Annotated in this window: 25 protein-coding genes; 13 read left to right on the forward strand and 12 right to left on the reverse strand. The window is 34.5% G+C overall.

Features of this window, described 5'->3' with window-relative positions:
• Positions 1 to 715: ferritin-like domain-containing protein (locus F0460_RS15710; RefSeq protein WP_150014986.1), on the forward strand; the 715-nt coding region annotated here is incomplete at its 5' end.
• Positions 716 to 1,633: 918 nt separating this feature from the next.
• Here the strand turns inward: F0460_RS15710 and F0460_RS15715 are convergent.
• From F0460_RS15715 to F0460_RS15730, 4 genes are all read right to left on the reverse strand, one after another.
• On the reverse strand, positions 1,634 to 2,200 hold the full coding sequence (locus F0460_RS15715) for a TlpA family protein disulfide reductase (protein WP_150014989.1): 567 nt from the start codon (positions 2,198 to 2,200) through the stop codon (positions 1,634 to 1,636).
• 593 nt (positions 2,201 to 2,793) lie between these two features.
• Positions 2,794 to 4,140: a serine hydrolase domain-containing protein gene (locus tag F0460_RS15720; protein ID WP_150014992.1), complete on the reverse strand. Its 1,347-nt coding sequence runs from the start codon at positions 4,138 to 4,140 to the stop codon at positions 2,794 to 2,796.
• 315 nt (positions 4,141 to 4,455) lie between these two features.
• On the reverse strand, positions 4,456 to 5,178 hold the full coding sequence (locus tag F0460_RS15725) for a LytR/AlgR family response regulator transcription factor (RefSeq protein ID WP_150014995.1): 723 nt from the start codon (positions 5,176 to 5,178) through the stop codon (positions 4,456 to 4,458).
• A 5-nt stretch (positions 5,179 to 5,183) separates the two neighbouring features.
• Positions 5,184 to 6,236: a sensor histidine kinase gene (locus F0460_RS15730; protein WP_150014998.1), complete on the reverse strand. Its 1,053-nt coding sequence runs from the start codon at positions 6,234 to 6,236 to the stop codon at positions 5,184 to 5,186.
• Positions 6,237 to 6,467: 231 nt separating this feature from the next.
• Here F0460_RS15730 and F0460_RS15735 point away from each other — a divergent pair, with 231 nt between their 5' ends.
• From F0460_RS15735 to F0460_RS15765, 8 genes are all read left to right on the forward strand, one after another.
• Positions 6,468 to 7,793, forward strand: a complete 1,326-nt coding sequence (locus F0460_RS15735) for a serine hydrolase domain-containing protein (RefSeq protein ID WP_150015001.1) — start codon at positions 6,468 to 6,470, stop codon at positions 7,791 to 7,793.
• Between the two features lie 4 nt (positions 7,794 to 7,797).
• Positions 7,798 to 8,109: a hypothetical protein gene (locus F0460_RS16260; RefSeq protein WP_190304177.1), complete on the forward strand. Its 312-nt coding sequence runs from the start codon at positions 7,798 to 7,800 to the stop codon at positions 8,107 to 8,109.
• Between the two features lie 28 nt (positions 8,110 to 8,137).
• Complete coding sequence (locus F0460_RS16485; protein WP_397361902.1) at positions 8,138 to 8,293, forward strand: topoisomerase DNA-binding C4 zinc finger domain-containing protein; 156 nt, start codon at positions 8,138 to 8,140, stop codon at positions 8,291 to 8,293.
• Positions 8,294 to 9,015: 722 nt separating this feature from the next.
• Positions 9,016 to 9,228, forward strand: a complete 213-nt coding sequence (locus F0460_RS15745) for an ArsR family transcriptional regulator (protein ID WP_150015007.1) — start codon at positions 9,016 to 9,018, stop codon at positions 9,226 to 9,228.
• On the forward strand, positions 9,225 to 9,593 hold the full coding sequence (locus F0460_RS15750) for a VOC family protein (RefSeq protein ID WP_223810840.1): 369 nt from the start codon (positions 9,225 to 9,227) through the stop codon (positions 9,591 to 9,593). Before F0460_RS15745 ends, F0460_RS15750 begins: the two co-directional genes overlap by 4 nt.
• Before the next feature lie 213 nt (positions 9,594 to 9,806).
• Positions 9,807 to 10,319, forward strand: coding sequence for a ClbS/DfsB family four-helix bundle protein (locus tag F0460_RS15755; RefSeq protein WP_150015010.1), 513 nt, complete (start codon positions 9,807 to 9,809; stop codon positions 10,317 to 10,319).
• Between the two features lie 189 nt (positions 10,320 to 10,508).
• Positions 10,509 to 11,009, forward strand: coding sequence for a hypothetical protein (locus F0460_RS15760; protein WP_190304179.1), 501 nt, complete (start codon positions 10,509 to 10,511; stop codon positions 11,007 to 11,009).
• Positions 11,010 to 11,223: 214 nt separating this feature from the next.
• Positions 11,224 to 11,583 carry a hypothetical protein gene (locus tag F0460_RS15765; RefSeq protein ID WP_150015015.1) on the forward strand — a complete coding sequence of 120 codons (360 nt, stop codon included), beginning with the start codon at positions 11,224 to 11,226 and terminating at the stop codon, positions 11,581 to 11,583.
• Between the two features lie 150 nt (positions 11,584 to 11,733).
• On the opposite strand, the gene F0460_RS15770 is transcribed toward F0460_RS15765, so the two are convergent.
• The 4 genes from F0460_RS15770 to F0460_RS15785 all read right to left on the reverse strand — a co-directional run bounded on the left by F0460_RS15770 (position 11,734) and on the right by F0460_RS15785 (position 18,567).
• A complete protein-coding gene (locus F0460_RS15770; protein WP_150015017.1) occupies positions 11,734 to 12,624 on the reverse strand; it encodes a cation diffusion facilitator family transporter in 891 nt (296 codons plus the stop codon).
• A gap of 2 nt (positions 12,625 to 12,626) precedes the next feature.
• Complete coding sequence (locus F0460_RS15775) at positions 12,627 to 13,760, reverse strand: efflux RND transporter periplasmic adaptor subunit (RefSeq protein WP_150015019.1); 1,134 nt, start codon at positions 13,758 to 13,760, stop codon at positions 12,627 to 12,629.
• Between the two features lie 16 nt (positions 13,761 to 13,776).
• Entirely contained in the window at positions 13,777 to 18,099 is a 4,323-nt protein-coding gene (locus tag F0460_RS15780) for a CusA/CzcA family heavy metal efflux RND transporter (protein ID WP_150015021.1), read from the reverse strand.
• Between the two features lie 90 nt (positions 18,100 to 18,189).
• Positions 18,190 to 18,567 (reverse strand): hypothetical protein, encoded by a 378-nt coding sequence (locus F0460_RS15785; RefSeq protein WP_150015023.1) that lies wholly within the window; start codon positions 18,565 to 18,567, stop codon positions 18,190 to 18,192.
• Positions 18,568 to 18,776: 209 nt separating this feature from the next.
• On the opposite strand from F0460_RS15785, the gene F0460_RS15790 reads away from it, so the two are divergent.
• Positions 18,777 to 19,007, forward strand: a complete 231-nt coding sequence (locus F0460_RS15790; RefSeq protein WP_150015025.1) for a VOC family protein — start codon at positions 18,777 to 18,779, stop codon at positions 19,005 to 19,007.
• Between the two features lie 110 nt (positions 19,008 to 19,117).
• On the opposite strand, the gene F0460_RS15795 is transcribed toward F0460_RS15790, so the two are convergent.
• The 3 genes from F0460_RS15795 to F0460_RS15805 form a co-directional block, all read right to left on the reverse strand.
• Positions 19,118 to 19,696, reverse strand: a complete 579-nt coding sequence (locus F0460_RS15795) for an NAD(P)H-dependent oxidoreductase (protein ID WP_150015027.1) — start codon at positions 19,694 to 19,696, stop codon at positions 19,118 to 19,120.
• Positions 19,697 to 19,751: 55 nt separating this feature from the next.
• On the reverse strand, positions 19,752 to 20,318 hold the full coding sequence (locus F0460_RS15800; RefSeq protein WP_150015029.1) for a Crp/Fnr family transcriptional regulator: 567 nt from the start codon (positions 20,316 to 20,318) through the stop codon (positions 19,752 to 19,754).
• A gap of 401 nt (positions 20,319 to 20,719) precedes the next feature.
• Positions 20,720 to 21,559, reverse strand: a complete 840-nt coding sequence (locus F0460_RS15805) for an LLM class flavin-dependent oxidoreductase (RefSeq protein WP_223810841.1) — start codon at positions 21,557 to 21,559, stop codon at positions 20,720 to 20,722.
• Between the two features lie 719 nt (positions 21,560 to 22,278).
• Between F0460_RS15805 and F0460_RS15810 the strand changes: the two genes are divergently transcribed.
• The gene (locus F0460_RS15810; RefSeq protein ID WP_223810842.1) at positions 22,279 to 22,818 is read left to right on the forward strand and encodes a GNAT family N-acetyltransferase; all 540 of its coding nucleotides are present in this window, start codon (positions 22,279 to 22,281) and stop codon (positions 22,816 to 22,818) included.
• A gap of 537 nt (positions 22,819 to 23,355) precedes the next feature.
• A complete protein-coding gene (locus F0460_RS16370) occupies positions 23,356 to 23,481 on the forward strand; it encodes a hypothetical protein (RefSeq protein WP_262714212.1) in 126 nt (41 codons plus the stop codon).
• A 188-nt stretch (positions 23,482 to 23,669) separates the two neighbouring features.
• On the opposite strand, the gene F0460_RS15815 is transcribed toward F0460_RS16370, so the two are convergent.
• On the reverse strand, positions 23,670 to 23,933 hold the full coding sequence (locus tag F0460_RS15815; RefSeq protein ID WP_150015033.1) for a hypothetical protein: 264 nt from the start codon (positions 23,931 to 23,933) through the stop codon (positions 23,670 to 23,672).
• Positions 23,934 to 24,549: 616 nt separating this feature from the next.
• Between F0460_RS15815 and F0460_RS15820 the strand changes: the two genes are divergently transcribed.
• Positions 24,550 to 24,972 carry a hypothetical protein gene (locus F0460_RS15820; RefSeq protein ID WP_150015035.1) on the forward strand — a complete coding sequence of 141 codons (423 nt, stop codon included), beginning with the start codon at positions 24,550 to 24,552 and terminating at the stop codon, positions 24,970 to 24,972.
• The last annotated feature ends 203 nt before the right edge of the window (positions 24,973 to 25,175 follow it).

Genomic DNA, 25,175 nt, shown 5'->3' on the forward strand with positions numbered 1-25,175 from the left:
TAGTACCAAAGCAGCAATAGCAGCCATTCCGTTAGGATTGGGGACCTTATTATCTGCACCGGCAAAGGCAGCAACCGCAACAACGGCTTACACTGCGCGTGCGGGTGCACTTACGGATGCGCTGCAGCTTGCTTTGATTTTAGAATATCTGGAAGATGAATATTACCGTATGGGATTGGATGCCGGCGGATTAATTCCATCTACAGACAGAACCGTTTTTATGCAGATATCTAAACATGAAACAGCACACGTTTCGTTTTTAAAGGCTGCATTAACTTCTTTAGGCGAAACACCTGGAAGCAAACCAACATTCGATTTTACAGCTGGTGGCAATTTTAGTCCGTTTACAGATTACAACCAGTTTTTAATACTTGCACAGGCTTTTGAAGATACCGGTGTGCGTGCCTACAAAGGTCAGGCGGGAAATGTAATGGAAAGCAGACAGATTTTACAGGCTGCGCTACAGATACATTCTGTTGAAGCACGACATGCATCGCAAGTCAGAAGAATGCGTGCCAACAAAGGTTGGATTGAATTAGCCGATGGCGGAAATATGCCCGCTGCAACCGCAGCTGTTTACGCAGGTGAAGACAATTTAATGCAGGCTGGTTTTAACACAGCAGCAGCCTTTGGTGAAGCAGCAGGATCAGCAGCTTATGACGAAGTTTTAAGTGGTAGCGATGCCGCTGCAATTGCAGGTTTATTTATTGTTTAATTATTATATTATTAAAAACGATCTTTCATAATTTTTTTTTGGTTTATAATGTGGATTGAAAATTAAAGGTATAAGTATAAATAGAATGGGTAAGCAGCTTTTTAGTTGGTTATATACTTTTACCCTACCATGTTTCAATCAGAAGACACGCTGTTATTTGCAGCGTGTTTTTTTTTTTGCCAAAAAAAGACTTTTATTTATTCGTAATAGAAATACTTGGCTTCGGGATCTCAATTTGAATAATAAACGGTCAAATTAAATTTTTGAAGCTAGCTGATCGCGGTTCGCTACTTCTACGAGCTCAGCAACCGCAGTCCCGCTGACCAGAAGTGCTTACCTGATTGCAAGAATATTTTTTGGTAGTTCTAAAGAGTTTTTAAGAAAAAAGGTGGCAACTTATAAACCGGAAGTAAGTACAAAAAATGCCTTTGATGTTTTTAGATATTTAAAAAAACGTTGCAGATACTGTTGGGATAATTAGGTAACGAAAGCTAAATACCCTAGCAAAGAGTTATGAAGTTATAACTACCATTCCAAAAGAATGTGTGCTTTTGAACTTTTTAAATGGTAGCTTATCTAAAAACCCAACCAACAATGCACAAAATGTTATCTTCACGTTTGGGTTTAATTTAAGTCCGCAGAAAGCCGTTGATATAGACTACAATTGCAAATGGAGGAATTTGGGAATGAAGAAAAGACGAGACATACTGAGAATATCTGATTTTGTTTGACGGTAATGCGCTCAATTTCCTTCTTCATCTTATCTTCTCCCCGCTCATCAACAAAGGATAGGATTTCCCGTAATTTCTTATAAGAAAAGTGTTGCTTCTCATCAATATAAAAAAAATAGTTAAAATTTTTAGAACTACAGCTAATGTGATCTGTTTAAAAAACAAACTTTTTTTAGTACTAGAGAGATTATTTTATAAGAGGTAAAATTTTATTATTAAGCATTTTTTTATAGTTTTTTGAATCACCTTCGTAATCTTTCCAACTTGTGGTATAAAGAATTTTTCCAGATTTATCAACCAAGATTAATTTTCCATAGCCATCTATTACCTCATTATTTTTCGGAGTTATTTCTGTTACAAATTTTTTATTTCGTTTTCCTGTATTAGTCCCGTAAAATTCATCTTTCAGAACTCCAAACTTTATGTTCTCTGATTTTGATTTTATGAAATTAATTGCATTAACAATTCTTTTATCTTTTTCCGATTCCACAAGAACAACATATAAATTTACCTTTCCTGTCTTATTTAATTCAAGGATATCAGGAAAATGTTCTCTACATGGAGCACACCAGGAAGTTAATGTATAAAATACGGTAAAAGGCTTCTCAGAATTTTTCGCAATACAAATTAATTCATTTTTGTCAATTTTCTGAGCGTTGATTGCTTCAGATTTTTGGATTTTACACGTATCATAATTCTGTGCGTTAATATTCATTGCTATTATGAACAGCAAAATTGAAATAATAAATTTCATATGATAGTTTTTAGTTACGCAATTTGTTTTGCTGCTCTAAAGTAATAAAAAAAACAGCTGTTTCAATTATTAATATATATAATTTAGAAGAATTGAAACAAAAATACAATGTATAGAATTATTGATTAAGCATTTTGAAGAATCAAGTAAAACAACAGAACAAGTAGTTTTTTTATTAAATTTTCGGGTGGTTAATATCAACTGGAATTGCATTGTCATTTTGGATTGGAATCACGTTATCAATATCACTGGAATTTTAAAAATAAATAGTGATATCAAAAAACAATCGACGTCAAAAAGCTATAGAAAAGTTAAAGCTCTTCACTCAGCCAAAGAGTTATAATTATAAAATAAAAAACTAAATTCACTATATTTGAATTCATCAGTGTTTTTTTTGTTATTAAAGAGGTTGCAAGTTTCTTACTGCAAGCTCTTTTTTGTTTAATCGAATCCACTACAAAGAAATGAGAATTTTTGCGTCCGATCTGATCGAAGAAGTATTACGTCCCGAACTGTTTTTATATTGCGATTTCCTGGCAATTTATATTGGTAAACTTTATAATTGAACACCTGCTTTAAAATTGTTGTCTAACTTATATTATCTTTTTACAGTTTACAGACTGCTTATTCTGCGTAAGCTTCATGCCGGTAACATTTCCTTTTTTGTCTATGATAAAATCAAACTCCGCATTATTCTTTCTTGCGTAGAACTTATTTTCTCCTTTTCGTTCCAATAAAATTTTTTGCCCTTCTTTTCCATCTTCATACATACTTAAAAAAAGATAATTGTTTGCTGCTTCACTTATCTGAAATGTTCCAACATTAATAAGTCCGACCAATTTTGCTTTATATACACCACTGTAAATTTTTGTCTGTGGTACGGTTTTACTTTTATAGATTGAAAAATCAGGATTCTGATAGGCTCTGCCATAATATTTGGAAACTACGCCCAAGACAATTTCATTGAGTGCTATATTACCTCCATTCGATAGTATTGAAACAGAAAGTCTATCATTTGGAAAGTAACCCGTAAACGAATGAAATTCATCTATGTTACCGGAATGCCCATAACCGGTTTTGTCATAAAATGGGGTTAGGAACAACCCATACCCAATTGCTTTCTGATTGGTTTGTCCCATCTGTGCCAATGAAGTTCCCGAAACCAATTTGCCTTTTAAAAGATTATCCATCAATTTAGATAAATCTTCTGTAGTGGAAACCACTGCACCTGCGGCAAAGGTGAAACTAGGATGTGTTTCGGTTTCTTTAGTCCATTTTTCTCCGTCAAACGAGTAAGAGGCATTTCTTTTAGGATACTGATTTTCCTCAGCTTCACAGTACGTATTTTTCAATCCTATTTTATCTGTAATTCTTACATTTAAATTTTCAGCGTATGGTTTACCCGTAATATCTTCTATAATATAACCCAATAGCAGATAGTTGGAATTACTATATCTGCAATCATCTCCAGGTTTGAAATCGGGCTTGCCTTGAGTTATTAAATCCAGCATTTCTTTTTTTGCAAATTTTTTCTGTTTGGAAACATAATAGTCATTCCATTCCAAGTAATTATAAATACCGCTGGTATGGTTTAAAAGATTGCCAATTGTAATTTTATCAGCATTTTTAATGTCAGGATAATATTTATCAAGCTTTGTATCTAGGGTTAATTTACCTTCTTCAATAAGTTGAAAAGTAATAACTGCCGTAAAAATCTTTGTAATAGAACCAACTCTGTATTTATCAGAATTGTCTCCAAATTTGTTGAATTCCCCTTTATAAACAGTTTCACCATCTTTTTGAAGCAGAACGCTTCCCGAAAAAGCATTATTTTGTTGAAATGAGTTCATAAGGCTGTCTATAGATTTTGTATAATCTGCATTTTGTGCAGACATAAGACCGAAAATACTGAGTGCAATTGCAAGGAAGAATTCTTTCATTTTTTTAACTATTTATTTAATGCAAATAAAGTGATGACCGCACCGTTTTTTTTATTTTTTTTGACCAATGATGCTTGAGCAGGGACGTAAAATTTTCATGCTATTGAATTTTTGTTTGTCTACAGATAATCATCATAACATTTACAGGATGTATTTGTTCAACCATTTTGTTTGTTCTTCATTTTAGAAAGGATATGAAACTGTATAAAAGAGAATTATAGTTGTCAAGATTTTTAAGAATAATACGTTACAGATATTTCAATTAAGACTGATATGACCCTTGACATTACAAAGTAATTTTGATTTATCGAGGTTTTAGATAACCTTAAGTTTTTCGTATACCTGCGGACGATACTGCAGACCTATTGGAATGTTTTTTGAGTTGGTAAGCGTTATGACATGCTGCTCTACAAATTTTAATTTATTTATGTTTACAAAGAATGACTTATGTACTCTGATTATCTGCTTATAATTTTTTAACTGTTCTTCTATAGCTGTAAGTGTTCCATGAACAATAACTTTCTGTGTTTCAAGGTACAGACACACATAGTTGCGCATACCCTCTATATAGAGTATTTCATCAGGATCTATCTTTACCAGCTTCCGATCGCTTTTCACATAGAAACTTTCGTTTGCGGTTTCGCTCAAAATAGGAACAGGACTTTTAAAAGCAGTAAGAAAAAGCTGTGCTTTCTGTACTGCCTTTGTAAAGCGTTCAAGCGATATGGGTTTTAAAAGATAATCGAGGGCATTATGATCAAAAGCATCAAGTGCATACTGGCTGAAGGCTGTTGTATAAATAATTGCAGGTGGATTGCGGAACAAATTTACAAATTCGGTACCGCTTATTTCGGGCATTTTGATGTCGAGAAAAATGAGCTCTATCTCTTTATCCCTATTTAAAAAGCTTATAAGTTCAAATACATTGTTGCAGACACCTGCCAGTTCCAGCACCTCGAACTTTGAAATGTGATGGATCATGACTTCCTGAGCCAGTTTTTCATCGTCTACCACCAGACATCTTATTTTTTCAACCATCTTTTCTACAGTAAAATTGATAATGTAATTTTAAATACTCCTTCTGACCTCTTGATATCCAGCTTATAGCGCGACGGATAAATCAACTCCAGACGTTTTTGGATATTCTCTATACCTATACCGCCCACTTTAGATTCCTTTGAGTCTTTGTAATTATTTTCACATGTAAAAACCAATCTATCATCGTGCTTATATACCGCTGCATTTACATAGGAATCGCCAACAGTAGAATCAACCCCGTGTTTAAAGGCATTTTCTACTAAAGGCAGCAACAGCATTGGAGAAATCCTATCAGCAGCACTGATTCCCTTATGCATGAAAGAAATACGTGCATTTTCGGAAATTCTTATTTTTTGGATGGCCAGATAAGTTTCAATTATTGCAATTTCATCCAATACACCCACTTCGCGTTCACGGGTTTCGTAGAGGGAATACCGCAAAATATCAGAAAGCTGCAATATTACACCCGGAGTATCATCAGACTTGCGGAGCGATAAAGCATACAGGCTGTTGAGCATGTTAAACAGAAAGTGCGGGCTTATCTGAGATTTAAGCAGATGGAGTTCTGCCACTGTCTGCTGCCCGTTTATTTCTTTTTCCTTTTTAAGTTTCGAAAGAAATTCTTGCACCACGTAACCTATCACCAACGCTGTCATTACTATAGCGACAGCCGGAAAAGCATCAAAATAATATTGGTAATTCTGTAAAAACTCTGGAGCGGAAGAAGTAATCCCTAAAGGCGTAAATGCAGTTAAGTCATTGGTATTATAGTATGCAGCAAGCCAATGCAGGTACTGCCCTAATGCAAAACATCCTACAAGAAAAACCATAAAGAGGAAAACGGAATATTGTAAGGGTTTTTTATTTCTGCGAAGTTTGGGCAGCAGACAAAATACATTGATCCACCCCGGCACAAAAATAAGCAGATTGTAAAGCACAATATGAACCACAGCAACTTTTTTACCGCTGTTGTTTATTATGGCTACCCAGAGAATAAACCCCGTAATGATGAGGTTTATCAACAGCCTTAAAATATTGTGCCTGCTTAGAGTTTTCATTTATACTATAGATTACACAGACAAAGTTAACAAATCTTAAACCGCCCGTACTATTTTTTACACCAACTGCATAAATTCAGGGACAAACACAAATTATACTTTTTAAAATATGTTTATCCTCTGTAAACCACTACAGGTCAAAAATTTTAGAACCATTTGGATTCCATAAACTTTATTTGTGGTGAAATATAAATCTGTGTATTTATTCACTTTAACCTAATATTATTTATTATGACATCAAGACTTATTTTTATGCTGCTTTTTATCGCAGCCACTTTCAATTCAGCAGCCCAGAACCTTCATCTGGACAAAGTTGATGCTTTTGTAACCCTGATTGAAAACAACAACAGAAGTATCGGCTCACTTACCATTTATAAAGATGGAAAGCAGCTTTACGACAGAAACTTCGGACAAATCCATATAACGGAGCAGAAATTTGACAAGCAGACAAAATACAAGATTGGTTCTATTACCAAGACCTATACAGCTGTTTTAATCTTTGAACTGATTGAGAAGGGATCACTTTCATTAGAAGACAAATTGGAGAAATTCTTCCCTGATATGCCTGGAGCAAAAGAAATTACCATCCGTCAGATGCTTCACCACAGCAGCGGCTTAGGAGACTTTGTTTGGAAAGAAGAAAACCCTGACTGGCTTAACCAAAAAGTAACTGAAAAACAGATTTTTGATGAAATTAAAAAACAAGGACTTGTTTTTACAACTGGTGAAAAACAGGAATATTCCAATTCCGGCTACTACCTGCTTGCAAAAATTGCAGAGCAGATAGGTAAGAAAGATTATGCAGCTCTTATTGATGAAAAAATATGCCGTCCGTTAGGATTAAAAAACACCGTATCAATGTCTAAAGAAGCTACTAACGTTTTTGCATCGTACACATACGGAACAGACCAAAGCTGGACCGAAGCAGAAGATTTTTATTTCCCGAACACAACAGGTGCCGGAGATATTGCTGCAACAACTGCTGACATGCTAACGTTTATCAACAGTCTGTTCACCTACAAGATACTGACAAAGGAAACAGTTGAAAAAATGAAGCCCGTTATTGAAAAGAAAGAGTACTTTGGGATGGGATTGCTACAGATGCCCATGCGTACCCAAATGTTTTCCGGACACGGAGGAGATACAAAGGGTACACATTCTGCATTGGGATACAACGAAAAAGACCAGATATCTATAGCTTTGGTGATAAACGGAGAACGCTACAGCAGAAACGAGTTTCTATTAGGGGTATTGAGCATAATGTATGAAGAAAACTTTGAAATGCCCACCTTTAAAAAAGTGGTAGTTACACCAGAAAACTTAGACATGTATTCAGGTACTTACAGCTCTCCCGAGCTTCCCATAGAAATTTTAATATTTCACGACAAGGACATTCTATATGCGCAAGGAACCGATCAGCCTGCACTACCTTTAGAAGCCTATGATATCCATAAATACCAATTTGAACAAGCAGGGGTAAAAATTGAATTCCTGCCAAAGAGCCACCAAATGATTTTTAAACAAGGAGGGATGGTTTTTAAAATGACCAAAAAGTAATATCATGGAATTAAATTTTAACAAATTATTGAGTATCTGTTTAAATAGATATAAATTAGCTGCTTCAAAAATCTTAAAATTGTTTAATTTCATATTAGAGGAACTTCGATTGTTTTACGTTGCCCTTACCCGCACCAGAAATGAGGTGGTACTGCTTATTCCGCAGGATGTTTCGCTGTTTGCAGTGGAACTGCTTACGGATAACAACTATTTGCTTTCGGAAGGTAACTGTAATTTTAAGACCACGCACTGCCCGTATTGTAAAACAGGCAGGCTGGTTGTTAGAAGGAATCGGACAAACGGGAGTCAGTTCTGAGATGTTCGCACTACCCTATCGTGATCAGATGTTTAATAATCTCGCGATTTTAGAGGACAGTATTTTATGTAATGGTTGTATGAGCGACTATATGGTTAAACGTTTTGGGAAATATGTTGCTTTTCTGGGGTGTACGAATTATCCGAAGTGTAGGAGTACGGTGAGGTTGAATTCACTGAATTAATTGTAATAGAGATATTTGGCTTCAAAATCTCCAGTTCAGTAACAGGTAAATTTCGGTCTTTCTGTACTTTTTAAAGATTAAAAGTACCAAAAATCTTTTTTTGCGGTCAAGCTTTTAGCGGTCAAAATCTTGTTTGTTGTCTAACCCATCGGAACGATCGCTTACGCGACCCGATGTGTTTTAACGACAACTGCACCGTTTTGACACTCGCTTAAAGCTTAAATACCGCTTTTAAATCTGTATGGGTTGAATTATTATGTTTTTTGGTTTTTAGGGGGAATTAGGTAATCTTGGATCTGTTAAGTTGAAAAGATTATTTGTACTAGGAATATCTGGCTTCGGGATCTGCATTGCATTGTCCAGTATGGTAGCTCCATTTAATATTTATGCTTTAAAATTCCATCAAAACGTTTGAAACACGAGTTACTACGATTTTCCATTTTTAAACGTTTTAAGCCACTTAAAATAATAAAGGCGAAGTTTGTAAGTGTTTCAAATTTTATCAACACTTTTTATACATTACCAAAATTGCTGTTCTTCAGTCGCCGGACGTTTGGTGCTCACGAACAATTTTATATCTTGGCAGAGCGAAATCAGTCCGCTTTGAAGCAACTTCGATTAGCGACCAAAGGTTAATGGCATGTATAAATGACTACCTAAGAAATGACAAATATCATTTCGGACCATTCTAGAAACCAATATCTTTGACAAAAAACTAAAAAATGACTGCAATTAAAGACATTAAACCAGCAAAACTTTGTTTTGAGCATATTGGCGGGAAACTTGGCGAATTATTGTTAGAAACATTTATTGATAAAAAATGGATAGCTAAAGATAACCCCATGAATAAACATTTTTACATCACGGAAAAAGGACAAAAAGAATTTACTAAAATGGGACTTGACCTTTCACAAATAAAACATGAAAAATTATGAGCATAATTAGTAATTACGACAATTTCTTTTTGCCATCAGACAACTTAGACTCTGCTAAAGAATTTTATAAAAACAAACTCGGACTTGATATTAAGTTTGACTTTTCGGAAATGGGAATGATTGCTTTTAAAGTTGGTGATAACGAGCCTGCCATCATTTTACGTAATGACGAAAATGTAAAACCTGCAATTTGGTTTACTGTTGACAATGTAAAACAAGCGTATAAAGAACTCAAAGCAAAAGGAATTGACTTTTTAAGTGAGCCTTTTGAAATACATACTGGAATTAGCGTTGAATTTCATGACCCGTTTGGCAACAAATTGGGACTAACAGATTATACAAAAATGCCTAAAAATAGCGAATAATAAAATTGAAGGTGGGGAAATACAGATAGACAAGTGTGCCAACTGCTAACACGATTTTGGCAAAGGTGTTGGCTCAGTGCTCCTCTGGCCTAGTTATAATTAATAAGCAGCTGCTGTATTTATTAACGTTTGTGATAAGCCCGCCCATCGCAAATGTGCCAATTGTTAGTACAGGGATAACGGGCGACAGAACAGACATAAAATACAATGGAAATGGCAGTACCGAAGGAAAAACACGAATTACAAAAAGCGATCGTTGACAACTACAAAAAGTTGACAAACGAATTTGCTAACATTCCAATTCACCTAACCAATAAAAAAGAACTTGAAGGGCATGCAAAAAACACGCTAATGAGTATTGAAAACCTTATTGCTTATCTTGTTGGTTGGGGACAATTGGTTTTGAAGTGGAACGACAGGAAAAGTGAAGGACTTGAAGTTGACTTTCCGGAAACAGGTTTTAAATGGAATGAACTGGGACTACTTGCACAAAAATTTTACAATGACTACGAGAAAGACGACTTCAAAACTCTTACCGAAAAACTTGACAAAACGACAAACGAAATATTGCAATTGATTGAAAGCAAAACGAACGTAGAACTTTATGAAATGGTTTGGTATGGCAAATGGACTTTTGGAAAAATGATACAGCTTAATACTTCTTCACCATTGAAAAACGCAATGGACAGAATACGAAAATGGAAGAAAACGAAACAATTGAACTGACAAGAATGCCAGCCGCTAACTACGTGTATAACAAAATCAAGATTAAGTGCTAAATCAAGGTTCTGTTGTTTTAATAAAAGTGTGTAGCAAACTGAAAGTGAAATGCTTTTTATTTAGCTACTTCTTATACACGCAAAACATTAGTGGTAATATAACCGAGCGCAACAGACACAACACAATGGCGATAGAATGAATTTAGACACTATAAAAAAATATTCCCTTAGCTGTTTCCTCTTGACACTACCAATTATGGCATGGAATATTGCCTTGACAAATAAATTGCCCAAAGACTTTCAACCCGATATATTTTGGAAAGACATTCCGGCTTTGTTGAAATATGCTGAAAATATTTCAAGGACATTGATTTTCATGCTTACTTTACTGATGCCTTTAAGTATTTCAACATTCAAACAGAAACGGGGACTTATTTTATATGTAGGCGGGACAATATTATATTTTGTCTCTTGGCTTGTCTTGATTTACTTTCCTGACAGCAGATGGAGTAGTAACGTCTTTGGATTTATGGCACCTGCATACACTCCATTGTTATGGCTAACAGGAATTGGAATGATTGGAAATTCATTTTATTTCAATCTGCCCTATAGACGTTGGTTTTTTATTTTGACTGCAATCATATTTCTGTTGTTTCATAATTTACACACAATGGCAATATATTTCAGGACTCATTAATTGACCATGGGATAAATAAAAATAAGAAGTATATACGTAAACCTATGCTAGTACAAGACACCTTTTAGATAGACAAAAAAGAGTTTCATTTTAATACCGACGCTTAAACTGAATATTACATTTTTGAAGTTAACGCTATTGTACTACTTTCTAAAAAGCTGTTTTACAATTGCATATTTTTTCTTAACTTCATACAAAATTAAAATTGCGTATTATGAAAAAATCAGTTTTATTATCAGCGATGCTTATTGCGGCATCGGTTATGATTTGTTCCTGTGGGGACAAAAAAGCAAATGGCAAAGACGGTGGTGCAGCCGAAATTGAAAATACGGACCTTGTTGCAAGCGGAACGTATATGGGAACTGCCAAGGAAGTTGATCCGGAAGAGCAGGAAATTTATGTAGAGACTGCTGACGGAAAAATTTTGGAGCTTTATTTTAACGAATCTACCAAACTTACAAAAGCAGGAAAAGATGTTACTTTCGGTGAGCTTAAAAAAGGCAACAGTTTAGAAGTAACCGTAGAGAATAACGGCAACAGTTTAAAACCTATTGAGGTTAAGATTCTGAATTAATTTAATTGCCAAGTTCTCCACAAGATTATTAATTCAACATTAAAATACCACCCCCTTTAGCGTTTAGCTTCAGGGGGTGGTTTTGTGTTTATGCTTTGATGTAGCAATTAAGTCTTATCTCTCATTTGAGAAAAATATGTATTACAAATGCTACAACTCTGTATCTGCCCGAAACGGTTCTATATGAATTAAAACATGTCCTAAATCAGGTATTTTGTACCTTAAATAATCTTTTAAGCGATGTGCTGTATCATGCCCCTGAGTAACTGTAAGATTACCACTTACCATAGCGTGCAAATCTACATGGTACTTTGAGCCTGACTTTCTAACAAAACATTTTTCCGTACCTTTAATTCCTTCAACTTCTGCAGACCTTTTCTTTATTTCATTTATGAGATCCTGATAAACATTTTCATCCATTATTTCCCCAAAAGCCGGACGGAAGATAAGGTAGCAATTGTAAAGAATGAACCCGGAAGCTAAGAGCGCTGCAAAGTCATCAGCACTTTCATATCCTTTTCCAAGAATCAGTGCGATAGAAATTCCAAGAAATGCTGCAACTGAAGTTATAGCGTCACTTCGATGATGCCATGCATCTGCTTTTAATGATGAGCTGTTTGTTTCCTTACTTTTTTTAATCACAAACCTGTATGATGCATCTTTCCAAATAATAATTACTCCCAGTACAAATAATGTCCAGGGCTTAGGAAGTTCATGCGGTGTACCAATATTCTGTATACTTTCATAAGCTATTATGGTTGCAGAAATAATCAGGAAGCCTACTACTGCAAAAGTAACAAGAGGTTCGATTCTGCCATGACCGTAGGGATGATTCTTGTCAGCAGGCCGCTGTGCATACTTTAGCCCGAATAATACCAGAAAAGAAGAAAATATATCGGCAGTTGATTCAATTGCATCTGCAATCAATGCATAAGAATTTCCGAAATAACCTGCAAGATATTTTAATAAAGCCAGCAGGAAATTACCTATGATACTAAAATAAGTAGCTTTTACAGCCTGTTTTTCTCTTGTATCTTCCATAACTACTCCTCAGTCTTATTTTTAAGGGCCATGAGTAAAGCATACGCTCCTTTACCCACTATACTTTTATTAATTAATGAACTGTGGTTTTGTATTGAGACCCATCCTCCATTGGTAGTACCCGTTTGAACTTCAGTCATACGGAATTTTCCAGACGCTATTTGTTCAAAAACATAGTTCTTCCCTTCAAAAGATACAACAGCATCTTCCGGCAAAGTAAAAGCATCAATATTCTCCAAATCAATCAAGGCATTAATATACAGACCGTTTACCAATTCTGAATTTAAATTTACTACTTTTGCGATAACTTCTGTGCTGCCGTCTTCTAAAATACTGTTGCCTTTGGTTACAATTTTTGCATTAAACTTGGTATCTTCATTACCGTTTGTAAAAACCGTTACATTTTGACCAATTGCTATTTTTGGAAGATCCTTTTCGAAAACCTTTATCTTTAGTATCAAACCTTGCGGATTTATCAATTCTACCAATTCGTCTGATGGTGCTACATATTTGCCCTTATTTACATTTACGTGGCTTACAATGCCACTAAACGGAGCTACGATACTTATACTTCTTTGAATTTTGCCAGCTGATAATTTTGATGGATTTATGTTTAACAGCCTTAGTTTTTCTTCCAATCCGTTTTTTACGGCCAGTAAGGATTTATACTCTGTTTCGGCCTGCTGCATTAATTTATCGCTTGTAGATTTACTTATGTTCAATTCTTTTTGGCGATTATAATTCGGTGCAGCACTCAACAATTGCGCCTGTGTTGTTAAATAATCTTGTTGAATCTCAATGAACTGATTATCTTCTATAATCACGATTACATCACCTTTCTTAACAGATTTTCCCGGCAAAACACGGACAGATTTTACATGTCCGCCCAGGGCACTCGAGATCGATACTTTAGAATCGGGATCCACATCAACCTTACCGTTTAATTGCAACGTACCAGAAACCTGCTTTTTCTCCATCTTAACAGTACTAAGTTCAATTGACTTCAGCTGTTCTTTTGTTAATACCAACTCATTCTGAGTAATTGGGGATGCTGGTTTTAATGTTTGATCTATAACTGCTTCTTTTTTACAAGACAGCATAAAAAGAGCACTGCATATTATGAATAGATATTTCATTTAATTTTTATTTAGCTTATAATATATAATTTAACTGAGCAACCGATTGGTTGTATTGATTTAGAGTCTCGAAATAATTACTTTGAATGGTAATTGCCTGATTATTTAGCATAATCCACTGTAGGTAATCTATTTCGCCGGCTACAAACTGCTCTTGAGCCGTTTTAAATATTAATTCAGCGTTGGGAAGTTGCTTTTCTTTATAATCAGTCAGAATTTCTTTTTGCGTGTAATAATTTTCTAAAGATTCCTGCAGTTTATTTTTAAAAAGCAATGATTGATAAGTATACTCGTTTTCTGCAATTTCTACTTTTTGTCTGCTAGCATTCACCACAGCTTTTTGTGCTTTTGTAAAAACTGGAATACCAATTCCCAACTGAACAGAATTGAACATTCCTTTATTAATATCGTTCATGGTTTGTGTGTAATACCCTACACTTAAATTGGGTAAAAATTTTGCTTTCTCTAATTTAACAGCGGCTTCGTTACTAATTATTTGCTGTTTTAATAATTGTAATTCGGGATGATCTAAGTTATTATCTGCAAGTAATTGTTGCTTTTTTATCTCGCTGATAATTTCTCCTTTGGGCTGATAAGTTTCATTAGAATTTAATAATATCTGAAATTTTAAAAGAGTAATATCATACACCGTCTTTAATTCTTTTAACTGAATTTTTATTTGTGAACGCTGCAAATCGGCCGATGCTTTTTCCATTACATTTGCTTCGCCATGTGTTAAGCGATTGGATGTTTTTTCTAAAAAATCAGCATAAAGAGTATCAACTCGTTCTAATAACTCCTGTTTCCCGGCAAGAATCAATAATCGGTAAAAAACTTCGGTTACTTCTTTTTCCAAATTAGCCGCCGTAATTTTTTCATTAATTGAAGCTTCTTTCCATTGTTGGTTTAAAAAGTCTTTTTTCCGATTATAAACGGTTGGAAAAGAAATTTCCTGACTAATTCCTATTTTATAATCATTTGACAAACTGTTGATTTTGCCAAATTCGCCAGATACAGCAGTTTGAGGAATGTCTAAATAACTTTCTTTTAATTTTTGCTGATACTGCGTTTGTAAAACACTGTTTTTTAAAACTAAACTGTTTTCATTTGCAATGCTTAAGGCTTGTTTTAAGGTAACTTTTTGTTGTGCAAAACTTGATAAACTGCATAGCAGCAGAATTATTACAGCTAAAGACTTGGTCATTTTTCTACGTTTTTTAGGTCTTGATATTTTTTCGAATAAAATATAAAGTATGGGTAGTACGAATAAGGTTAAGAAAGTTGCCAGCATTAAACCGCCAATTACCACCGTTGCCAGCGGGCGCTGCACTTCGGCACCCGAACCATTGCTTATTGCCATTGGTAAAAAACCTAACGATGCTACAAAAGCCGTCATTAATACCGGACGCAACCGTACTTTTGTTCCTAACAGCACAATGCGTGTTGTATTTGCAATTCCACTGTCTTTTAAACGGTTAAACTCGGCAATCAACACAATACCATTAAGTACTGCCACACCAAACAGTGCAATAAAACCAACGCCTGCACTTATACTAAAAGGCATGCCGCGCAAAGCTAAGAAGTAGACACCGCCAATTGCAGATAACGGAATAGCGGTATAAATTAACAGACTGTATTTTATAGATCTAAATGTAAAGTAAAGCAACAGAAAAATTAAAGCTAAGGAAACCGGTACAGCAATTCCCAAACGGGCTTTTGCCTGATTTAAATTTTCAAACGCACCACCGTAAGAAATGGTATAGCCGGTTGGCAATTTAATTTGGGCTTCTACTTTATTTTGCAGTTCTTCTACAATACTTTGTACATCGCGGTTTCTTACATTAAAGCCTACCACTATTCTGCGTTTGGTATCTTCTCTCTGGATTTGGTTTGGACTGTTTTTTAAATCAACCTTTGCAAGTTGTGCCAAAGGTATTTGTGTTCCGTTGTTTGCAGGAATTAAAATATTTCTGATATCGTCGATATTTTTTCGCTTGGCATCATCCAATCTAACCACAAGATTAAATCTGCGTTCACCTTCAAAAACCATTCCCGCACTTTGACCTGCCAACGCTGTATTTACAATACGGTTAACATCGGCTATATCTAAATTATAACGGGCAATTGCATTGCGGTCCATTTCTATAACAACCTGCGGCATACCGCTTACAGGTTCTATGTAGAGGTCTTGTGCACCTTGAACAGTTTGAATGATCGCACCCAGTTTTTGAGCATTCAATGCAAGCGAATCCAGATCTTCACCAAATATCTTACAAACAACATCCTGGCGTGCACCTGTCATTAGCTCGTTAAAACGCATCTGTACCGGAAATTGAAAGCCCGCCGTTAGCCCAGGAATGGTATGGATTGCCTTGCTCATTTTCTCTGATAATTCGGGAAATGTTTTAGCCGATGTCCATTCCTTTGTGGGTTTCAATACGATAATCATATCACCCGCATCCATAGGCATTGGTTCGGTAGGTATTTCGGCACTTCCAATTTTTGTTACCACTTTTTCAACTTCAGGAAACTGATCTTTAAGTATTTTCGCTGCCTTACTTGTATACTCAATAGTGGTATTAATGTTGCTTCCGGGTAAAATACGAGCCTCTACCGCAAAATCACCTTCTTCTAAAGATGGTATAAACTCACCCCCCATTCCAGATAATACTACAACCGCTCCCACAAACAATGTAGCCACTATACCCAATATCACTTTTGGAATACGCAGTGCTTTTATAAGGTATTTTTGATGGAAGTTTTCTACCTTGCCCATAACCCTGTCTGAAAGGTTTGGTCGTTCTTTTTTCTTCTTACTTAAAATTAGGGAGCTCATCATGGGAACATAAGTAAGCGATAAAATGAATGCCCCGATTAAAGCAAATGCAACTGTCTGCGCCATAGGCTTGAACATTTTACCTTCGATACCGCTTAATGTAAATATGGGCAGATAAACTATTAAAATAATGATTTGACCAAACACCGCACTGTTAACCATTTTTGTTGCAGATGACACAACCTGATTATCCATTTCACTGTTGCTGAGACGGTTATTCATTCCGAACTTTTTACGGTGCGCCAACTGGTGCATAACGGCTTCTACAATAATAACAGCACCGTCTACTATCAAACCAAAATCTAAGGCGCCCAAACTCATAAGATTACCACCTACGCCAAACATATTCATCATAATTATGGCAAATAGCATTGATAGCGGAATTACAGATGCTACCAGAAAACCGGCACGGAAATTACCCAAAAACACAACCAGAACAAATACAACGATCAATGCACCTTCTGCCAGATTTGTTTTAACGGTACTTATGGTATTATCTACCATTTTTGCCCGATCTAAAAAAGGTTCTATTACAACACCTTCGGGTAATGTTTTCTGAATTTCGGTAAGGCGTTCTTTTATATTCTGAACCACATCGTTACTGTTGGCTCCTTTAAGCATCATAACTATTGCTCCAGATACTTCGCCCTGATCATTATACGTCATTGCACCGTAACGTATAGCAAAACCAATGTTTACTTTGGCAACATCGCGAACAAAAACCGGTGTTCCCGAATTTGACTGTTTAACCTTAATATTCTCGATATCCTGGATAGATCCTATTAAACCTTCACTTCGAATAAACAATACCGCCGGACCTTTTTCTATATAAGCTCCACCTGTATTTTGGTTGTTTTTTTCTAAAGCAGAAAACACATCGTTTATGGTAAGTTTATGCGCCTGTAATTGCTGCGGATTTATCGATATTTCGAATTGCTTTAATTTCCCTCCAAAACTATTTACATCGGCAACTCCTTTTACGCCCAATAACTGCCGTCTTACAATCCAGTCCTGTATGGTGCGTAATTCTGTTTCATTGTATTTGTGTTCGTAACCTTCTTTAGCCCGAACCACATACTGATAAATTTCTCCTAACCCGGTAGATATAGGTCCCATTTCTGGTGCTCCAATTCCTTCGGGTATCTGGTCTTTCACCTGCTGTAAGCGTTCGGCTACCTGCTGGCGAGCCCAGTATATGTCGGTATCATCATCAAAAACAATGGTTACAAGCGATAAACCGAAACGCGAAAAACTACGTATCTCTTCAATACCGCTTATGTTGCTGTTTGCCTGTTCTACAGGAAAAGTCACCAAGCGTTCTATATCCAGTGCACCAAAAGACGGGGCTACCGTAATAACCTGTACCTGATTGTTGGTAATATCCGGTTGTGCATCAATTGGCAACTTTGTAGTTTCGTAAGTACCAAAAAACACTAAGGCTAATGTAAATAGCCCTATAATGAGTTTGTTCCGTACGGAAAACTCAATTATTTTATTAAGCATTAAAATCTTCTTTAAATTACTATTAATCAAAAACATATAGCATTACATCCCATCTTTTAGGATAGGATATATACTTTCAACAAAAATTGATTAACAATATTTTGGCGGTTGCCAAATAGAAGATAAATAATAATTAGGAATTGTACCCTGACTATAAAAAACAATTGTTTTAAAGTGTGTATCAAAAGTTATCTTATCGGGTAAGTTTAAGTTTTCGGCAGGAATAACCAGGATGTTCAGCAAATCGGAATGTTGCATAAACGGAAGCTTCATATCAGTTTCCCAATCAGCATCTTTTTCGTGTCCGCCGTAGTGATGAACTATATAATCCATAAAAGTCATACCATCATCTTCTTCTGTATGTTCAACGAAGTGGTTTATCAATACAGGAACTTTCAACAACTGAACCAATTCTGTTGTTGAAAAAAAATAGGCTGCAATTATAAATAGTACTAAAAACTTTTTCACTTTCGCAAAGCTACTAATTTTATTTTTTTTTGATTAAACGAACTTATTAAAATAATATTAAAACCTTGCTTCATTCGATTACATATTAAAGCGCATGTGGTTTTGAGTTATATAAAGAAAGAAGTTTTCGAAGTTAACTGGATATAATCTAAGAATCAATTCTTGATAAATACCAATTTCCTCTTTTTGTATTTTGGGAGCGGTTTAAATTGGTTTTTATACAGGAAAAGGAGCAAGCAGGAATCAGTTTCTGGGATGCCCGCACTACCGTACTTTATCTTTATATCGACGATAATGATGCGGTTTTAGAAAAAGCCTCCATATTAGGATCAACAATTCTTTATCCTAAAAGCACTACCAGTGATTATGGCTTTGCAATAGCTGAAATTGAAGACAGCGAAGGAAACCGTATTTCAATAAGTCAGATACACAGGAGCTAATTTTAAGATTTAAAGCTATTTGCTATTTACGTTGAAACTTGTAATTTTTCGCTTTGATTAAATTATAATATAAAAAAGCACAGACTAGGCAAAAGTATTCCGTGCTTTTTTTACTTTTTCATCTCGCCCAGTCTTTCTATTTTTTTTAACCAATTTTCGCGAAGTTTTTCGTCGGATGTTTTTACAATTCCCAAGTAAGTTACCCTAACCGGTTTTACACCGCAAAATTCTAGTACTGATTTTTTGAGCTGATTCACACTTGGTCTTCCAAAGAAAAATCTGTAGTATACACCTGGCTGATCTAACGTTGTAATAATATGGGCCGTTTTTCCTGTTAAAAGTTTATCCCACCATACTGAATTTTCTCTGTAACGAAATGCCATACCCGGTAAAAATAACCTGTCTATAAAACCTTTTGTGACAGCGGGTAAGCCTCCCCACCATACAGGATGAATCCATACGAGATGATCTGCCCAGAGAATTTTCTGCCATGCCTCGGTTAGATCCGGTTCTAATTCCATCCTTTTTGTATATCCGAACTGAAGATTCGGATTAAAATTCAATTCCGATATAATGATTTCCTGAATTTGGGCTCCAGATTTTAACGCCCCACCTTTATATGATTCAGCAATCGCAAAGTTGAAAGAGTCTTTATTGGGATGACCGTTTATGATTAGTATTTTTTTCACGATATATTTTTTGACAAAATTATTAGCTACTGTAAAGCTATTAAAGGACAAATGTCTAAAAATTAATAGCTTTTCTTATTCTACTTAAGTGGCGCTGTGTGATACCTAAATAAGAAGCCAAATACTGTAAGGGAATATCTTGTATATAATGTGCTTGATGATTTAAAAGATATTGATATCGATTGGTGGCGCTTTCTCTTTGTAGTTGGAAGAAACGCTTCTCTAATTCTAGATACTCCTGTTCTGCAACAATTTTTAAGAAAAGTACCCATTTAGGTTGTGTATTAGTCAATTGTTCTATGGTTTCTCTTTTGATTAGATATACCACTGCATTTGATACCGCCTGTATGTTCTCAGGGCTTCCTTTACCCGTGATAAAAGAAGAGTAAGAAGCTGCTGTTTCATTAGGAAATCTAAAACAATAAGTGGTGTCTTTACCATCATCTGTAATGTAAAAAGAGCGCAAGATACCCGATTCTATAAATGCTATGTGCTTACACATTTCTCCTTCCTTTATAAAGAAGTCATCTTTATTTATGATCTGTTTTACAAACAGTGATTCAATATGAACCAATTCTTCATCTGTAAAGAGTTCAAATTGCTTAAAGTAGTGTTTTATCATTTCTTAGTTGGGGTCTACTGATTTATTTATTTAAAAGTAATTAAATACATTTATAGAAAATACGCTTTATATTGATCAAGAACATAACGACATTTTACAAGGACAGGTATTTACAAGTTTTGTAAAGTTCTATTACTGCTATTAAATAAAAAACGTTCTTTATCAACAAGTATTAATAAAGACGTTTTTAAATTAGTAACTATTTTAATCTATTAACGCCAACCTAATTCGGGCGCAATATGTTTTAAAATAGATTCTAGTATGTGAATATTATAGTCAACACCCAACGTGTTTGGAATAGTCAACAATAAAGTATCTGCTTCTTTGATTGCCTCATCTTGAGCTAATTCTTTGATCAATTGATCTGGTTCCGCAGCATAACTTTTTCCAAAAATAGCCCTTTAAGTTCCTTCTAATACACCTACTTGATCTGTACTTTTAGCTTGTTGCCCAAAGTATAGCCTATCCTTATCATTCATGATAGCAAATATAGACCTACTTACTGAAACTCTTAGTTCACGGACATGACCTGCTTTTTTGTAAGCTTCTCTGTATTTGCGTATTTGTTCCGCTTGCTGTACATGAAATGGCTTGCCACTTTCATCATATTTCAAGGTAGAACTTTGCAGATTCATGCCAATTTCCCCTGCCCATTCAGCGGTTGCATCGGAAGCAGACCCCCACCATATACGATCTCTTAAACTATAAGAATTAGGTTCTATACCCAACAATCCTGATGGATTAGGAAACATTGGATTAGGATTAGGTTGTGCAAATCCCTCTCCTTTCAGCAAGTTGTAAAACTCCAAACCTTTTCTTCTTCCCATTTCTTGATCGGTTTCTCCATTTTGTAACGAAAAAGCAAAATGCTTCCAACCATCAATCACCTGTTCAGGTGAACCTCTACTAATTCCTAACTGTAATCTACCTTCAGATATTAAGTCTGCTGCGCTGGCATCTTCAATCATATACATAGGATTTTCGTATCGCATATCAATAACCCCTGTTCCAATTTCGATTTTATCAGTTTTAGCACCTATAGCTGAAAGTAAAGGAAACGGAGAAGCTAATTGGCGTGCAAAATGATGCACCCTAAAATAAGCACCATCAACACCGATTGCTTCTGCAGCTACAGCCAGATCAATAGATTGAAGCAACGTGTCACTCGCTGTTTTAGTATCATAAGCTGGATGATCAGCCCAATGACCAAATGATAAAAATCCTATATTTTCATATCTCAAAAATACACACAAAATTTTTCTTACACATTGATTTATGTTAATTTATTGATTTACAAAAAAACTAATCGTGCTTTCTCAAATCTATTTTCATAAGTATTGGTAAGAGTCCTACTCTTACATTCTGATAATTCCAAAAAAAAACTTGTATTGATGTACTAGACTATCTATTATTAACCAAAAATTAAACCTACCAGCGAATGAAACATAGGTTTTGAAAAATGCAATGAGTACTTTAAACCTTTAATCTTAATAATATTATAAAGGTAAATGTCCACCGAAATAATAACGGTAATTGACACCCGGTTCTAAACTGTTGTATTTATATACTTAAACCCCCAACTTTACATCTGGTGCAATAAAAAAAAGCTGATTTCTTGGTCGTAGGTATATCTAATTACGGGTCAAAAATGGAATTATATCTTAGTTAGTAAATAAAAAGGTATCATAATCATCCTTTCTTATATTTGATCATTTAAAATTATTGCAAATGTCGTTATGAACGGGCAAAGAGTAGTGATTGTATCAAGCAACAATTATGACATAAAGAATTTTTACGGAAACAGGTGAAACCAGTTTGGAATTTATGACTGCGGTATTGTATATTAACTACAGAACTAGGGAATGGGAAAAAGGAATGAAAAAAAGTGATTATATTCGTTAATAATTAAGCTCAAGTTAAGTTTATTACCATCCATAATTGACAACCATAAATGAAAGTAATGATAGAAACGGAACGACTAATTTTAAGGGAATTAGAGTACACAGATAAAAATGATTTATTTGAAATGGACTCTGACCCAGAAGTTCATTTGTATATTGAAAATAATCCCGTAAAAACAATTGACGAAATACAAAAAGCAATTAAGATACTTAAAAAGCAATATGATGAAAATGGAATTGCGCGTTGGGCTGTAGTTAACAAATTAACAAACGAATGTATTGGTTGGTCAGGATTAAAATATTTTAATCAGCCATTAAACAATCACAATAATTTTTATGAACTTGGATACAGATTTAAGAAAAAACATTGGGGAAAAGGTTTTGCGACAGAATCATCAAGAGCAATATTGGATTTTGGATTTAAAAATTTGAATGTTGAGCAAATTTTTGCAATAACTGACCCGAGAAACGAGAGTTCAAAAAAAGTACTGGCTAAATTGGGATTTGACTTTATAGAAACATTTGATTATGAAGGTGATCCAACAGATTGGTTTGAGTTGAAAAAGACAACTTGGGAGAATAAAAAGCCAAACCCGTAAAGATGAATTGTGGAAAAACCAAATAATAATATATTACAATAAAATTATTCTTGAACAGTGATTTGTTTTTAAACTTCACAAAAAAAATTTAAGCAGCTTATTGCGCATCACAATTATGGCTGCTTTTTGTTCTTTCCCCACTCTACCAATCTGTCAAAAAGTGTATTATGCCTGCTGATTAATAATAGATTAATAACTATTATTAAACTTTATTTATATTTGACCGGCTAAGATCACATTGCGTACACAACCACCGCTTATGGAGTATAAAACCGCAGCAGGCAATCATGGTCGCCAGCTGATAAGCCAATGGCAGATTGAAATATAAGGGAAGAGATCATTGTAAAAGAACAGCTTACCAGCACCTTTTTGGGGATCGTTAAAACTTACCACAATCAGACGAATTCCCTGCAACCTGCTTTTAGGAAGTACCGTAAAAGCAAATACGGTAGATATATTTCAAATCACGGAGAATGAGATCATCATAAATCAACCGTTAACAATGAAATTTCGGAGTTTACAGATAACCCCAACAGATTGAACGTAGCAGTATCGCATGCGCACGAACAGCTGATTTTAATGGTGGACGAAAATCAAAGCGTAAACGACAGAAAGAAAGTTATAAACTGCCAATTTTTAAAGAATTTGAAAGATACAGGATAGATCATACCTTCGCAGGCGAAATTATTAAAAGAAGCTACCAAAAAAAGACGTTTAGTGCTTATTGCGTAAACCTCTTTATTTTAGTAGTGAATTAAAATTATTTACATAATATAATCTTAATTTTTACACCAGATGATTAGGTTTGGGTAACTTGAGCGATAAATTGTAACCCAAAAGTAAAAATAATTTTATTTTACTCTTTCAAACACACCATAGCTAACATTATTAAATTCGTTATCCTTGATAATAAATTTATCCCTTTCAAAAGAATAAAATTCCACATCGAATGTATAGGTCTCTCCTTCAGATTCTCTGGTCTGTGTCATGATTTTTTGATCTTTCGAAAGTACCCATGTAAAAGGCTCTACAGAAGAATCGTATAAATATGTAGAGGTACCGGTTCCATCTTTTTTATACTCGTCTATAAATGAATAATTTGGATCTGATGGCACCAGACTATCCGGGCTTGATCCGCCATAAGTAGTTATCCATTTCCCTACTAGCAGTTCGGATCTATTTAGATTTTCTGTAAGAGGTTCGTTATCTTCTTTAGAACATTAACTTATTAAAACTAAACCCATTAAAATTGCAATAAAATTTCTAAAATACATAATTGTCCTATTTTTAATTTAATCAACGAATTAAACACTTAAAATATTGTATTACAGTTCGCAACTGTGTTTATATAGTTATATAAACAATACTTAAAACGACAAAATGAAAATGTATGTATTATAACTGGCAATACACTAAGTTAGAAAAAGTTGTGGTGTTGGATATTGAAATGGATAGTTTTGGGGTTCATAGGAAGTGCAGCGTTCAAAGCAAATACGATAAGATAAAGATTAGAAAGATAATAGGAAGCGAAGTTGGTAGATAGATTAATAGAAAGGGGAAGCTATTAAAATACAACTCCCAAATTAATAATTATAATGTATACATTTCAACTGTGTTTAGTTACAGGTTTCAGTTTCAAAATGTAGCCACATTGTATTATTTTTTTTAAATTAGCAAATAGAACTGGCTTTTGCCACGGAAGTAGTAATTACATATAACAAGCTAGAAAACATGACAAATAAATTAATTGTGAGAATGAGTAAAAACATCTTTTTAAAAGATAAAAATTATACCATAACAATTAATGAAAATGAGCAAACCCATATATTAAATATTACAAGAAATAAAATTGAAATAGATTTAAATAATGAATTCAATAAGATAGAAATATCAAGTAAAAATAATTCTAAAAGCTTTCTTATTAAAAATGAGAACAATAGTGTTAAATTTCTAAATGTACATTCTAATTTAACTTATGAGTTCGCTTTAGGGGTTTTTATAGGTTTTGCATTTATAGCGTCTATTATTATATCATTACTATCACTAAATAGTGGTGTAAATTTACTTTTGATTTTTATTACATTTTTACCATTATTCTTTTTAAAAAAAGAGAACTTCGAAGATGGTTTTGAAATAAAAGAACTTAATAAGTAAGCTCTGCTTACACAAAACCTTATATGAAAAAAGACATTAAAAGAACTTTTACCAATAATTAAAACAGCTAATTAATAATCGAACTATCACTAATCAAACTTTATCTATATTTGACCAGTTAATATGAACATCTGTAAATAACAACTGCCCTCCTATTTGTTTCAATGGGAAATAGAAATAAGAGAATGGGGAAATGTTTTACA

This window comes from Paenimyroides baculatum, from assembly GCF_008629655.1.
Classification (GTDB): domain Bacteria; phylum Bacteroidota; class Bacteroidia; order Flavobacteriales; family Flavobacteriaceae; genus Flavobacterium; species Flavobacterium baculatum.